General features: G+C 42.4%; 13 protein-coding genes. 5 read left to right on the forward strand and 8 right to left on the reverse strand.

Going from position 1 to position 13,504, the window contains the following annotated elements:
- Positions 1 to 57: 57 nt before the first annotated feature.
- The 3 genes from M3205_RS19690 to M3205_RS19700 form a co-directional block, all read right to left on the reverse strand.
- Positions 58 to 702, reverse strand: coding sequence for an SDR family oxidoreductase (locus M3205_RS19690; RefSeq protein ID WP_251171431.1), 645 nt, complete (start codon positions 700 to 702; stop codon positions 58 to 60).
- 69 nt (positions 703 to 771) lie between these two features.
- On the reverse strand, positions 772 to 1,386 hold the full coding sequence (locus M3205_RS19695) for a protein kinase family protein (protein WP_251171432.1): 615 nt from the start codon (positions 1,384 to 1,386) through the stop codon (positions 772 to 774).
- Positions 1,387 to 1,593: 207 nt separating this feature from the next.
- Positions 1,594 to 1,872: a CocE/NonD family hydrolase C-terminal non-catalytic domain-containing protein gene (locus M3205_RS19700; RefSeq protein ID WP_251171433.1), complete on the reverse strand. Its 279-nt coding sequence runs from the start codon at positions 1,870 to 1,872 to the stop codon at positions 1,594 to 1,596.
- Between the two features lie 385 nt (positions 1,873 to 2,257).
- On the opposite strand from M3205_RS19700, the gene M3205_RS19705 reads away from it, so the two are divergent.
- The 3 genes from M3205_RS19705 (at position 2,258) to M3205_RS19715 (ending at position 5,081) form a co-directional block, all read left to right on the forward strand.
- A complete protein-coding gene (locus M3205_RS19705) occupies positions 2,258 to 3,616 on the forward strand; it encodes a DUF4910 domain-containing protein (RefSeq protein ID WP_251171434.1) in 1,359 nt (452 codons plus the stop codon).
- A 250-nt stretch (positions 3,617 to 3,866) separates the two neighbouring features.
- The gene (locus M3205_RS19710) at positions 3,867 to 4,016 is read left to right on the forward strand and encodes a hypothetical protein (RefSeq protein ID WP_175609186.1); all 150 of its coding nucleotides are present in this window, start codon (positions 3,867 to 3,869) and stop codon (positions 4,014 to 4,016) included.
- 72 nt (positions 4,017 to 4,088) lie between these two features.
- Positions 4,089 to 5,081, forward strand: coding sequence for a potassium channel family protein (locus tag M3205_RS19715; protein WP_251171435.1), 993 nt, complete (start codon positions 4,089 to 4,091; stop codon positions 5,079 to 5,081).
- Here M3205_RS19715 and M3205_RS19720 read toward each other — a convergent pair.
- The 3 genes from M3205_RS19720 to M3205_RS19730 all read right to left on the reverse strand — a co-directional run bounded on the left by M3205_RS19720 (position 5,078) and on the right by M3205_RS19730 (position 8,334).
- Complete coding sequence (locus M3205_RS19720) at positions 5,078 to 5,485, reverse strand: YugN-like family protein (RefSeq protein WP_251171441.1); 408 nt, start codon at positions 5,483 to 5,485, stop codon at positions 5,078 to 5,080. The genes M3205_RS19715 and M3205_RS19720 overlap by 4 nt on opposite strands.
- Positions 5,486 to 5,607: 122 nt before the next feature.
- Positions 5,608 to 6,957 (reverse strand): glucose-6-phosphate isomerase, encoded by a 1,350-nt coding sequence (locus M3205_RS19725; protein ID WP_251171436.1) that lies wholly within the window; start codon positions 6,955 to 6,957, stop codon positions 5,608 to 5,610.
- 213 nt (positions 6,958 to 7,170) lie between these two features.
- The gene (locus M3205_RS19730) at positions 7,171 to 8,334 is read right to left on the reverse strand and encodes an iron-containing alcohol dehydrogenase (protein WP_251171437.1); all 1,164 of its coding nucleotides are present in this window, start codon (positions 8,332 to 8,334) and stop codon (positions 7,171 to 7,173) included.
- A gap of 174 nt (positions 8,335 to 8,508) precedes the next feature.
- On the opposite strand from M3205_RS19730, the gene M3205_RS19735 reads away from it, so the two are divergent.
- On the forward strand, positions 8,509 to 8,742 hold the full coding sequence (locus M3205_RS19735) for a DUF378 domain-containing protein (protein WP_048012022.1): 234 nt from the start codon (positions 8,509 to 8,511) through the stop codon (positions 8,740 to 8,742).
- A 56-nt stretch (positions 8,743 to 8,798) separates the two neighbouring features.
- On the opposite strand, the gene M3205_RS19740 is transcribed toward M3205_RS19735, so the two are convergent.
- Together M3205_RS19740 and pruA are read right to left on the reverse strand one after the other, a co-directional pair.
- Positions 8,799 to 9,998, reverse strand: a complete 1,200-nt coding sequence (locus tag M3205_RS19740) for an ornithine--oxo-acid transaminase (RefSeq protein WP_251171438.1) — start codon at positions 9,996 to 9,998, stop codon at positions 8,799 to 8,801.
- Between the two features lie 126 nt (positions 9,999 to 10,124).
- On the reverse strand, positions 10,125 to 11,672 hold the full coding sequence (gene pruA / locus M3205_RS19745) for an L-glutamate gamma-semialdehyde dehydrogenase (RefSeq protein ID WP_251171439.1): 1,548 nt from the start codon (positions 11,670 to 11,672) through the stop codon (positions 10,125 to 10,127).
- Between the two features lie 207 nt (positions 11,673 to 11,879).
- On the opposite strand from pruA, the gene M3205_RS19750 reads away from it, so the two are divergent.
- A complete protein-coding gene (locus M3205_RS19750) occupies positions 11,880 to 13,301 on the forward strand; it encodes a sigma-54 interaction domain-containing protein (protein ID WP_251171440.1) in 1,422 nt (473 codons plus the stop codon).
- Positions 13,302 to 13,504 lie beyond the last annotated feature (203 nt).

Genomic DNA, 13,504 nt, shown 5'->3' on the forward strand with positions numbered 1-13,504 from the left:
TCAAGTTTATTCTATTTTTACCAATAAAAATCCCGGTGCATACACACCGGGAAAGAGTTATATTTTTTGCACTGCCATTTCTGGATCTTCATCGCCTGATACCAGGTCGAATGCCCGCTTATAGGTGTTTTCCTTATCCAGCACAGCATTAATGGTTTTAGCTACATCTTCACGGGGAATGAAGCCCCGCTCCAAATTTTCCGCTGCTTTAATTTTGCCTGTTCCCGGATCATTTGTCAGGCCGCCCGGGCGTACGATTGTGTAGTTTAAGCTGCTGTTTTCCAACATTCTGTCGGCATAATGCTTTGCTGCGTAATAAGGTTTGATTGCTTCACTCCACTTATCGCGATTATTTGCCTGGATAGCGCTGACCATAACGAACCGGTCCACCCCGGCCTTTTCTGCTGCTTCAATTGTTTTTACGGCTCCGTCCAGGTCAATCAGCAGAGTTTTGTCATACCCGGTACTTCCGCCTGAACCTGCTGTAAAAACAACCGCATCACAGCCTTTGGCTGCTTCAGTCAATTCCTCAACTGATCCTTCAAGGCTTGCTAATGCAGTTTCCACTCCCATTTCTTCAAACTGGCTGACCTGCTGTTCTTTTCTGACCATAGCTCTTGCTGTATGTTTATCCTCTTCCTTTATCAGCTTGACAAGATGCTTTCCAATTTGCCCGTTTGCTCCGACGATAAGAACCTTCATGGATACCTGCCCCTTTCTTTTTATGGACTTTATTATTTCATAAGAACAATGTGTCACCAAATGAACTGTTTAAGAACCTATTCGAACAATTCGCCTTTTATATAGAGCCGCAATTGTATTCATAATTAATACCGGAATCTTCTTTGGAAAATATCTTCTTCTGTAAAATTTATAGAATGCATGCTTCAAGTCATCCCACTGTGTACAATTCTTCGTTTGCTTAAATCGGGCAACATCAATAATTTTAATTTGCCCATCCTTTGTAAGAATAATGTTTCGAAGGTGAATATCCGAGGGGTTTAGCCCGCTTTCCTTCGCCAGTTTTAAGGCTTCATCAATTTGTCTTATTGTCTCCTCCTTTATCGGTACCCCGTGCGCAAGACAATCAAACAGAGTCAGCCCCTGTACATAATCAATGACAATATAGTTATCTCCAGAGTCATATAAAGAAGGGTAGTATGGATGGTCAGGCAATGCCCTGTAAATCTCCGCTTCCTCCCAGGCAATTCTTTTAAATTCCGAAAAAAAGACTTTTAATACAAGATTGGTTTCTTTAATCCTAAAAGCAAAGGCGCTTCTCCCTGCCCCAATAAATCCCAGGCTGTCGTCCTTTTCAAGAAGTCTGGTCCAATTAAGACTTCTTGAAAATTTCACACTATCTGCAAGCTGTTGATACAGTTTCATTTTTAAACCTCCCTGTTCCAGACTCTCCTAAAAAAACAAAAGGCACTGAGCCATTTATTGGTCTCAGCGCCTAAAAAACAAAAGAGACCTTACCAAATAAATGGTAAAGGTCTCGCAAGCAACATCTGTTGCCAGTAAAGCCGGAGATTTAACATCCCGTATTGACGACTCTACTTGAAAGCTACTCCCCTTTAGGAAGAATCCGAACTATTTTGTTAGCATAATTATATGTTTTATTCCTGCATTAGTCAAATGAATCGGCCGCAGGAACCCCATAATAGAGTTTGAAAGCAATCGGAAGATCCTGTGAAAAGGGACCAAGGAAATGTTTATCTCCCCCTGCACAGGAAGAATGATATGGCTTCTTTCCCTATCGATGGATATTTTCGTGCCTGCGTCCAGTCTGATTATATAGTTATAATCGCTTGATAAAACAACTACTCCCAGACAACCACCTTCTTTAAACACATAATCATCCGGCTGCATATCCCATATAACTGTATATTCACGGTTCGTGTAAGCCCGTAAGATCTATCCTTTACTGTGAAGAATTTGAGGACGATCCATCCTCTTGTAACAAATTCCGGCTTTACAACCCCATATTTAATTGATAGGGCTGATACCCCTGGCGCAATCACTGCTGACAAACCACCGGAGTCCTTCTAAAGTCATGTAAAAAGATATATACATCCCCTTATACGGTACTTTACATCTATCATTTTCTTGAAATCCCAAAAGTTAATATATACCTTTTTTCCCACAATTAATAAATCTGCTAGGAGAATCGATTCGTTTTACTCTTTATTGAAAGGAAGCAGAGTTGTGTAAGCGAATACATATAGCTGGACTACTAGTCGAGGGGGAATTAAAGATGAAAGTTGGAAAGAAAGCTTCTGCTGTCATGCTTGCAGCAGTACTGTCAGCTTCAAGTTTGTATGGAGTGCCTGTACAATTTGTACCGACTGCTGAAGCAGCACAAAACCAGACAGAAAATCCTGGCTCAAAAGCGTTTGATCAGAAGGTTATCGCAAGGATAGATGCAGCTCGCATGATGGAGGATGTCAGGTATTTATCAGAAACCATCGGGCCTCGGGTTGCAGGAACTGATGCAGAAACAGAAGCCGCAAATTTCATTCGCAAACGCCTTCAGTCATATGGCTACACAGTGGAAACACAAGAATTCAACATTCCTGATATAATGGCTGGAGGTTTGCACACCAGTGATTTGAAGGAGGTTCTTGTAACCATTCCGTCCGGGTCGGGATCGACGCCTGAAGAAGGAATTATCTCAGAAATCTATGATGCCGGATTAGGCAGGGCAGCTGATTTCACAGAGGAAGCAACAGGAAAAATAGCACTTATTTCACGCGGTGACATTACGTTCTCTGAAAAAGTTTTAAATGCTGTAAATGCCGGTGCTGCAGGGGTCCTTATTTACGATAATGTGGATCAGCCAGCCCCTATGAATCCCTCAATCGGAGGCCCATATAATATTCCTATAGGAAGCATAACTAAAGCAAGCGGAGAAGCACTTCTTCAAGATATTGCGGCACAAAACAAAAAAGTAACCCTTACTGTAAAAAGATTTCAAAACATTAAATCGCAAAACATTATTGCCACCAAGAACCCTAAGCCTCATAAAGGCGGGGAAGCTGATATAGTCCACATTTCTGCGCATTTCGATAGTGTCCCATTTGCTCCAGGGGCAAGCGATAATGCTTCAGGTACTGCTGTTGCCCTTGAGCTGGCGAGAGTTCTGAAAAGTTATCCTGCTGACAAAGAATTACGATTTGCATTTGTAGGTGCAGAAGAAATCGGCCTTCTTGGTTCTCAGTATTATGTCAGCCAGCTGACCGGAAATGAAATAGAGCGGAGCATAGCAAACTTCAATATGGATATGGTAGGTACAGCATGGGAAAATGCAACTGCGATTTACATGAATACCCTGGATGGACAGGCAAATATTGCAACAGAAACCGCTCTTGCCACTGCAGAGCGTATTGGCACACCATCTGAATTAGTACTTTATCAACGGGGTGCATCCGACCATGTTTCTTTTCACGATGCAGGGATCCCGGCTGTTAACTTTATCAGGCGGGAGCCTGTCACAGCGAATCTTGAGCCGTATTACCATACACCGCTGGATTCCATCGAGCACATAAGTGCCGAGCGGATGAAAGAAGCCGGGAATCTAATAGGCGCTTCAGTTTACAGCTTAATTCGAAAATAGAATTGCCTCTATGAAATCCTCGGAAATACCACGAGGATTTTTTTGTTTTTTACTTACCAGCAATTTATTAACGCCAATGAGTTTCCATGCAAAATACAAGGGTACACTAAACCCATTCTAAATTTCATGTTTAATATTTAGACGTTTTAACCGTTTAAATTGTAAAGAATTCGGGTAACATAATTGTAACATGAAAATAAAATAACTAACTGCCTGTTAGTCCTTTATAGCCCTAAAGGAGGGAGTCATCATGGATTTTGAACACGAGGCTGTCATACTAAAGAGAGAACTCTCCCTTCTCATGGATGAATATGAAAGGTGCGAGATTGACGACGTGAAGAATGAAATATCAAAGGATATACAACTGCTGAGCCGTGCAATAGACGATATACTTAATTAAGTATATACGTGGCAGGGCTTTTTTTATATTTAAATAACATACACACATGGTTTTTATTAGGAGTGATGTTTTATGACACAGCAAATTTATTACAGTTTCATCCGTCTGCCATTAGTAATCAGGATACTGTTGATTGCCCTGCTGGTAATCTTTCTTTTTGGCGGAATAATACATATTATCGAGCCCTCCTCCTTTCCGACCTTTTTTGATGGAATCTGGTGGGCTGTGGTTACAGCCTCCACTGTGGGATTTGGAGACTTATATCCGACTAGCACAGGCGGGCGCATTATAGGAATTGCGCTTATTTTAACAGGAGCGGGCTTTTTGTCTACATATTTTATTTCACTTGCAACAGCCGCAGTAACGCGGCAGAATGACTTCCTGGAAGGAAAAGTTAAATATCAGGGTAAAAATCATATTGTTGTGATCGGGTGGAATGAACGTGCACGGGAAATCGTAAATACACTCGGGGGCGATGGGATGAATCATTCCATTGCTTTAATAGATGAAACATTAAAATCAAATCCTGTTCCCCATAATAATGTGCATTTTATTCAGGGACGGTCTAACAGAGATGATGTCCTTATGAAGGCAAATATATTTGATGCGAAAAAAGTAATCATAACAGCAGATCAGAATAAAGATGAATTGCATGCAGATATGAATTCAATCTTAACCTTATTGGCAATCAAAGGATTGAATCGGGATGTTCAATGCATCGTGGAGATATTAACATCTGAACAGGCAGCAAATGCTAAAAGAGCTGGGGCTGATGAAATTGTCCAGACGAATGTGCTCACAAGCTTCGTTATGATCAACAGTATTTCTTCCCAGGAGCTCGTTACTTCTTTTCTTGATTTGCTGGGACAACTTGATAAACGGAAATTAACGTTTCAGCCTGCATCGGAAGAAATAGAGAATAAAACATTTTCTGAACTTAGTGCAGAGCTTATGAATGAAGGAATCCTTCTTTTAGGTGTTAAAAGAGGGGAGGAAACTCTGGTTAATCCTCCCCAGCCTTTTAAAATTCTTCAGCAGGATCAGCTGATTGTTATACTGGGTTAATCTCTTATTAAAATGGACTCGAGCTCCTCTACAAGTGCTTTGCCGAGATCAATGAATTCCTTAGGAAAACTGGCATCCTTATCCACAGGCTCAGAGAATTGATCAAAGGAGGCGCTGAAATTTCCGGTATAGGCGTGGTCATCAAGACCGCGCTGGTACTTATGGGACAGCAGAAATGGCCTGCCTATCTCCACAGTACAGCTTAGATCATCCAGCTGCCCATCAATCGCCTTAAATGGTACCCTTAAAAACTGGTATCCCACCTCATCATCAATTTTATAGTCAAAAGAACCGTGATCATAATCCCAGTTCCCGCCAATCGAATAGCCAATCGGCTTCAGATTCTGCTCCAGCTTATACAAATCAAAATGCTTTCCTTCCACTTTTGAAGGTATCTCAATCACTGAATCCATCCCCTTTTTCTCTTTTGGCTTAGTTTCTCCAAAGTGGAGGATATCATGAATGCGATGGAACTATATTTTCCTCAATTAAAAAACGCCTGCCCCCAGGCAGACGTTTCTCACTATTACTTCAATCTTTTTTCAAGTTCCGCTTTTTTCTCTTCAAATCCTGGTTTTCCCAACAAAGCGAACATGTTCACTTTGTATGCTTCAACACCAGGCTGGTCGAAAGGATTCACTCCCAGAAGATAGCCGCTCATGGCACATGCTTTTTCAAAGAAGTAAACCAGATAGCCAAATGTATAGGCATCCATTTTTGGAATGGAAACGATAAGGTTTGGCACTCCGCCATCTGTGTGTGCAAGCATAGTTCCTTCAAAAGCTTTATTGTTCACAAAATCGACAGTCTCACCAGCTAGATAGTTTAGGCCATCAAGATCATTTTCTGCCTTTTCAACAGTAAGTTCATGGCGCGCTTCTTCCACCTTAATTACCGTTTCAAAAAGATCACGGCGACCTTCTTGTACATACTGGCCTAATGAGTGTAGATCAGTGGAGAAGTTGGCTGAAGAAGGGAATATTCCTTTCTGGTCCTTTCCTTCACTTTCGCCGAACAGCTGCTTCCACCACTCTGCAAAATATTGAAGGCCTGGTTCATAGTTGATCAGCATTTCAATCGTTTTGCCTTTGTTATAAAGAACATTGCGGACAGCAGCATACTGATAGGCTGCGTTCTCCTGAAGCTCAGATTTGCTGAAATCTTCGCGCGCCTGTGCAGCACCATTCATCATATCTTCAATGCTTGCACCGCTGACAGCTATCGGCAAAAGACCTACAGCTGTTAGAACAGAATAGCGGCCGCCTACATCATCAGGAATAATAAATGACTCGTAGCCTTCTTCTGTTGCAAGTGTTTTTAAAGCTCCTCTCGCTTTGTCAGTCGTAGCATAAATTCGTTTGCGTGCTTCTTCCACACCATATTTTTCCTCAAGCATTTTGCGGAAAATACGGAAAGCCAATGCTGGCTCAGTTGTTGTGCCTGATTTGGAGATCACATTAATCGACCAATCTTTTCCTTCAAGGAGATCCATTAAATCCTTCATGTATGAAGAACTGATATTGTTGCCGGCAAACAGCACCTGAGGGGTACCGCGCTTTTCTTTTGGAAGTGCATTATAGAAGCTGTGCTGCAGCATTTCAATAGCCGCACGCGCTCCAAGATAGGAGCCTCCAATTCCAATGACAATAAGAACATCGGAATCATTCTTAATTTTCTCAGCCGCTTTTTGAATGCGGGAGAACTCTTCTTTATCGTAGTTTGATGGCAGATCGATCCAGCCTAAATAGTCGCTGCCTGCTCCAGTTTGTTCATGAAGGGAGTGGTGAGCAACCTTCACTGCATCCTGCAGATATGTAATTTCATGTTCGCCAAAAAAAGGAAGTGCTTTTGAGTAATCAAAACGAACGTGTGTCATGAATGTCCTCCATTTTTTCTCAAATTTAAACAGCTCTTATCATTTGCTGCCATCTCTATTCCACTTTAACGAATGCACCAAAGTTAATCAAGAATCATCCCATATTGTAAGCGTGTCCAATTTTGACATATTTTTTACGTGAAAGGATGATTGTAATTTTCCGGCGTAAAAATTGTCAAAGGACCCCGCCGCAAGGCAGAGTCCGTCTAGGTGTTACAAGGAAGCCCGGTAGATTGAAACTACGTCAGCATGATTTAATTTCGCGAAATTGCCAAATTCTCCATTTACCGTCGCTTTGTCTGCCATCAATTCAATCTTGCTGTCATCGATGTCATAATCAGCCAGGCGGGAAGGTGCCCCAATGCTGTTCCAGAATTCACGAAGCTTTTCAATCCCTTCAAGTGCTGTCTCTTCATCCGTTTTCCCTGCAGGATCCACATTAAATACACGGACAGCCAGCTGCTTAAAGCATTCAGGCTTCACGTTCAGATTATGCTTCATCCAGTTCGGGAACAGAATGGCAAGGCCGCCGCCATGAGGAATATCATAAACAGCCGATACGGCATGCTCGATATTGTGGGTTGCCCAGTCTCCGCGATAGCCCATATTCAGAATTCCATTCAGCGCCATCGTGCCCGAATATAAAATAGTTGCACGATGCTCATAGCTTTCAAGGTCTTCAAGAAGTTTAGGAGCTGCTTCCATTATGGTGATCAGCAGAGATTCGCACATGCGATCCTGAAAATCAGTATTCTCTACAAGATGGAAATAATGCTCCAGCACATGTGACATCATATCGACAATTCCATATACCGTTTGATCTCTTGGCACTGAAAACGTATTAACAGGATCAAGAATTGAGAATTTAGGGAATGTCACGGGACTGCCCCACCCATATTTTTCATTTGTTTCCCAGTTTGTAATAACAGATCCGGCATTCATTTCAGAACCGGTAGCAGCTAGTGTAAGAACCGATCCAAACGGCAGAGCTTCTGCAGCAAATGCTTTCTTGATAACCAGATCCCAGGCATCGCCAGCATATTTGGCACCGGCAGCAATAGCCTTAGTGCAATCGATGACACTCCCTCCGCCAACAGCGAGCAGGAAATCGACACCTTCATTTTTACAGATTTCAACGCCTTTGCGAACGGTAGAGATTCTTGGATTGGGCTCAACCCCTGCCAATTCAAAAACTTCAGCACCAATTTCATTTAGCTCAGCCATCACTTTATCGTATAAACCATTTCGCTTAATGCTTCCTCCGCCGTATACAACAAGTACCTTCTTGCCGTGCTGGGGAATTTCAGTCTGCAATTGGGACAGTTGATCTTTCCCAAAAATTAATTTTGTCGGATTATAAAAGGTAAAATTTTGCATATGAACATCTCCTTTTCCCCATCATTATCTTTCAAATTTTATGCTATTGCAAAAAGTATGATTCGGTATTCGGACTCCTTTTCATTATGGCCTTTAACTAATATTAAGATGAATATTTTTTATTTCCGTGCAGCAACATAATAGTGAACCTATACACAATAAGGAGGAAACATCATGAGTGGCATTCAGCGTATTGCACTGGTTCTTACAATTATTGGAGCTATTAACTGGGGTTTAATTGGATTTTTCCAATTTGATCTTGTGGCAGCTATTTTCGGCGGCCAGGATTCAGCCCTTTCAAGAATCATATATGGCCTGGTGGGCATCGCCGGCCTAATCAATCTTGGCCTTCTCTTCAAACCGAATGAAGAACTTGAAAGAGAACCTGAAACCAGGCCAACCCGCTAATATATGCAAAAAATCCTTGCACATTGTGTGCAAGGATTTTTAATTAAAAATTTTACTTAGCTTAATACTTTATTGATTCTTTCAATTGCCCAATCAAGCTCTTCTTCAGAAATGACTAAAGGCGGAGCAAAACGGATAACTGTGTCATGCGTTTCTTTACAAAGCAATCCCTGTTCTTTAAGCTCTTCGCAATATTTGCGTGCCGGCTCATTCAGCTCAACACCGATAAATAATCCGCGTCCGCGCACTTCTTTAATGACAGGATTGTTAATTTCTTTTAATTTGCCCATGAAATATTCACCCAGCTTAAGTGAGCGCTCTGCAAGCTTCTCTTCAACCAATACGTCCATAGAAGCCACTGAAACGGCACAAGCCATTGGGTTTCCTCCAAATGTTGAACCATGTGATCCCGGATTAAATACCCCAAGGACATCTTTATTCGCAACCACACATGAAATCGGGAATACTCCTCCTCCAAGCGCTTTCCCTAGAATGTACATGTCAGGATCTACATCTTCCCATTCACATGCAAACATTTTTCCTGAACGTGCAAGACCAGCCTGAATTTCATCTGCAATGAATAATACATTGTTATCCTTACAAGTTTCATATGCCTTTTTCAGAAAGCCTTCAGGAGGAATCACAATTCCAGCTTCACCTTGAATCGGCTCAATTAAGAAAGCAGCCGTATTTTTAGTGATTGCCCCTTTAAGAGCGTCAAGGTCTCCATAAGGGATCAGCTTAATGCCTGGAAGCATTGGTCCGAATCCGCGCTTGTATTCTTCTTCTGAAGAAAGGGAAACCGCTGTCATTGTACGGCCATGGAAGTTTCCTACACAAGCAATGATCTCCGCCTGGTTATCTGCAACCCCTTTTACATCATAAGCCCAGCGGCGAGCAGCTTTGATTGCCGTTTCGACTGCTTCAGCCCCTGTGTTCATAGGGAGTGCCATCTCTTTTTTTGTCAGATCACAGATCATTTCATACCATGGGCCAAGCTGATCGTTATGGAAAGCACGTGAAGTTAATGTTACACGATCTGCCTGGTCCTTCAGCGCCTGAATGATTTTTGGATGGCGGTGCCCCTGGTTTACAGCCGAATAGGCACTAAGCATATCCATATATTTATTGCCTTCAGGATCTTCCACCCAAACACCTTCAGCTTTGGAAATAACGATTGGCAGCGGATGATAGTTAGGCGCACCGTATTTTTCAGTCTGTTCAATTAGTGATTTTGATTTTGTCGCTTCAGTCAATTAAAATTCCTCCTTTTTCAGAATAGTCCTTTTTATTGTAACGTTAAGCTATTGTTCTTTAAACTATTTAAGGTTTTAGCATGTACAGGATATTCAATATCCCATACATGCTTTGCTTTACAGATTTTAATACATTTCAGATGTAGTCTTCGCCTGCATGTGCAGAAGAATGTAGTCAGGTCCGCCCGCTTTGGAGTCTGTTCCGGACATGTTGAATCCGCCGAATGGCTGGTATCCAACGATCGCACCTGTACAGCCGCGGTTGAAATATAAGTTCCCAACATGGAAATCTTCGCGCGCTTTTTGGATGTGCTCACGGTTTTGTGTAATTACAGCTCCTGTTAAGCCGTACTCTGTGTTGTTGGCGATTTCAAGCGCCTGATCGAAATCTTTTGCTTTTGTGAAGCCAACAACCGGCCCAAAGATTTCTTCCTGCATTAGGCGTGCATCCGGCGCAAGGTCAGCGAATACAGTCGGTTTGATGAAGAAGCCCTTAGAATTGTCCCCTTCTCCGCCTGTCATCAGCTTTCCTTCTTCTTTGCCGATTTCGATGTAGCTCATGATCTTGTCAAAGGCGCTCTGGTCGATAACAGGACCCATATAGTTGCTCTGGTCTTCCGGATTGCCCTGCGTTAATTCATTTGTCAGCTCCACCACACGGTTCAGAACCTGATCATAAACATCTTCTACTACAACGGCGCGTGAACATGCAGAGCATTTCTGGCCGGAGAATCCGAACGCAGAAGCCACGATGGAAGTCGCCGCCAACTCAAGGTCAGCTTCTTTGTCGACAACGATTGTATCCTTGCCGCCCATTTCAGCGATGACGCGCTTCAGCCAGATTTGGCCTTCGTTTAATTTAGATGCACGCTCGTTGATGCGAAGACCCACGTCGCGTGATCCTGTGAAGGAGATGAAACGAGTATCTTTATGGTCAACCAGGTAGTCGCCCACTTCTGCACCGCTGCCCGGCACGAAGTTCAGAACGCCCTTCGGAAGGCCTGCTTCTTCCATTACTTCAACAAATTTCGCAGCCACAACCGGTGTAGTGGAAGCTGGTTTTAATAGAACTGTGTTTCCTGCCACGATCGCTGCAACTGTTGTGCCGGCCATGATGGCAAGCGGGAAGTTCCAAGGAGAGATGATGATGCCCACTCCCAATGGAATGTAGTCATAACGGTTATATTCGTTCGGACGGCTGTTAACTGGAACACCGTCTTTGATTTCTAAGATTTGACGTGCATAGTACTCAAGGAAGTCAATCGCTTCCGCAGTATCAGCATCTGCCTCGTTCCAAGGCTTTCCTGCTTCTTTTGTTAGAAGAGCAGAGAACTCATGCTTGCGGCGGCGGATAATTGCAGCAGCTTTAAATAAAACATCTGCGCGTGTTTCCGGCTTCACTTTTCTCCATGTTTTGAATGCTTCCACAGCAGCCTGCATTGCCTTTTCCGCAAGCTCGCGGTTTGCCTTTGAAACACGGCCCACTACTTCTTCTTTATTAGAAGGATTGATTGATACAATTTTATCTTCAGTAGAAATGCGCTCTCCGGCTATTAATAAGTCATAGTCTTGCCCCAAATAGCTTTCGACTGTTTTCAATCCCTGTAAGTATGCTTCGCGGTTTTCTTCTGCTTTAAAGTTTGTGAAAGGTTCATGTTTGTACGGCTGTACCATGATGTTATCCTCCTTTAATCTATTCCATATTCATCCGATTTTATATAATGCAAGAACTATGCCAATATAAAAAAGCTGTAAACTAACTATTTTATAAGACGAAAGCAAAATATTTTTGCTCTTTTTATGTTATTAGTGCAAATTGTTATTGCACACATTTGATTTAATATATACTATTGAATAAATTGCCGCGTGAAGGAGATTACAATGAACCACAGAGAAATTGAACAGCTTCAATTGAATAACAAGATTTTTCAGCGGATATTAGATGAAATCGATGTAGGTGTCCATGTCGTGAATGAAGAAGGAAAAACTACATTCTACAATAAGAAAATGGCCCAGATAGAAGGCATGGATTATGAAGATGTATTGGATAAAAATCTGCTGGATGTATTTACTTTCAATCAGGACGAATACAGCACCTTGCTTCAGGCCCTCAAGAATGGCAGCAAAATTAAAAATGCCAAACAAACCTACTTTAACAATAAAGGGCAGGAAATCACTACAATCAATAATACTTTTCCGATTATGGAAGATGGTGAACAGATTGGCGCCATGGAGATTGCCCGTGATGTAACCAAGCTCGAAAAGCTGATCAGAGAAAACATGAATAAACGGGGAGATACTCGTTATACCTTTGATAGTATTATTGGCTTAAGCGACGAAATCCATGAAGTGATTGAAGCAAGCAAAAGAGCAACCCGAACAAGTTCCTCAGTTCTCATAATCGGAGAGACCGGTACTGGAAAGGAACTATTTGCCCAAAGCATCCATAATGGCAGCAGACGGTCTTCGCAGCCATTCATCTCTCAAAATTGCGCAGCCCTTCCGGACAGTCTGATAGAAGGCCTTTTATTTGGGACGAAAAAAGGGGCATTTACAGGCTCCATAGAAAGGCCAGGGTTATTTGAGCAGGCAAATGGCGGGACTTTGCTTCTGGATGAGATCAACTCACTTAATCCCTCCCTTCAGGCAAAGCTATTGAGAGTTTTACAGGAAAGAACGGTCCGCCGGGTCGGTGATACAAAAGATCGTGCAGTGGATGTTAGAATCATAGCAACCATAAATGAAGATCCGATTGATGCTATTTCAGAAGGCCGGATGCGGAAAGATTTATATTATAGACTGAGTGTTGTATCCCTCTTTATTCCGCCTCTTCGGGATAGAAGAAAGGATATCCGGGAACTTGCACAGTTTTTTATAGAGAAATATAATCAGCTCTTTGGAATGAATGTAGTAGAAATCGAAGAAGGAGTAATGAACAAATTCGAGCAATATGACTGGCCGGGCAACGTACGAGAACTGGAGCATATTATCGAAGGGGCCATGAACCTGATGGATCAGGAAGAAGCCATCAGCTATGTGCATTTGCCTCTTCATTTCCGGAAAAAGCCCCAATTCAAAGAACAGCAGAAGGAAGGCGGCCATTTGGAGGATGTACTGGTCCAAAAAAACAAACCTGTTAAAACACTGGAACAATATATGCAGGAAGCTGAGATTTACTATTTAAAGAGAGTCCTTAAACACCATGGCAATAATATAACCCAAACAGCAAAATCCCTTGGCATGAGCCGGCAAAATCTGCAGTATCGAATGAGGAAGTACGGATTCAGAAAAGAAAACAGCTGATTGCTTCGAGTCTTGAAGTGGCGGTCTTACTGCCCGTTAGACTACGATAAAAAACGAAAAGCTCCCCACCGGGAGCTTTCAGTTTGTAGACAAAAGGGGTTCGGAATAGTCTCATTCCGGACCTCTTTTTTGAATTTTATTGGCTTTGAAGCATTTTCAGATGATGATAGACCTCTCCGAGGTCATCTTCTAGGCCATTTCTG

Origin of the sequence: Cytobacillus firmus (assembly GCF_023715565.1) — a bacterium.
GTDB classification, from domain to species: Bacteria; Bacillota; Bacilli; order Bacillales; family Cytobacillaceae; genus Cytobacillus; species Cytobacillus firmus_C.

Excerpts from the sequence above, each read along its gene's own strand:
- M3205_RS19695 (WP_251171432.1), bottom strand. The coding sequence starts at position 1,386 with ATGAAACTGTATCAACAGCTTGCAGATAGTGTGAAATTTTCAAGAAGT.
- M3205_RS19730 (WP_251171437.1), bottom strand. The coding sequence starts at position 8,334 with ATGCAAAATTTTACCTTTTATAATCCGACAAAATTAATTTTTGGGAAA.
- M3205_RS19715 (WP_251171435.1), top strand. The coding sequence starts at position 4,089 with ATGACACAGCAAATTTATTACAGTTTCATCCGTCTGCCATTAGTAATC.
- M3205_RS19735 (WP_048012022.1), top strand. The coding sequence starts at position 8,509 with ATGAGTGGCATTCAGCGTATTGCACTGGTTCTTACAATTATTGGAGCT.
- M3205_RS19700 (WP_251171433.1), bottom strand. The coding sequence starts at position 1,872 with ATGCAGCCGGATGATTATGTGTTTAAAGAAGGTGGTTGTCTGGGAGTA.
- M3205_RS19690 (WP_251171431.1), bottom strand. The coding sequence starts at position 702 with ATGAAGGTTCTTATCGTCGGAGCAAACGGGCAAATTGGAAAGCATCTT.
- M3205_RS19750 (WP_251171440.1), top strand. The coding sequence starts at position 11,880 with ATGAACCACAGAGAAATTGAACAGCTTCAATTGAATAACAAGATTTTT.
- M3205_RS19725 (WP_251171436.1), bottom strand. The coding sequence starts at position 6,957 with ATGACACACGTTCGTTTTGATTACTCAAAAGCACTTCCTTTTTTTGGC.
- M3205_RS19705 (WP_251171434.1), top strand. The coding sequence starts at position 2,258 with ATGAAAGTTGGAAAGAAAGCTTCTGCTGTCATGCTTGCAGCAGTACTG.
- M3205_RS19710 (WP_175609186.1), top strand. The coding sequence starts at position 3,867 with ATGGATTTTGAACACGAGGCTGTCATACTAAAGAGAGAACTCTCCCTT.
- pruA (WP_251171439.1), bottom strand. The coding sequence starts at position 11,672 with ATGGTACAGCCGTACAAACATGAACCTTTCACAAACTTTAAAGCAGAA.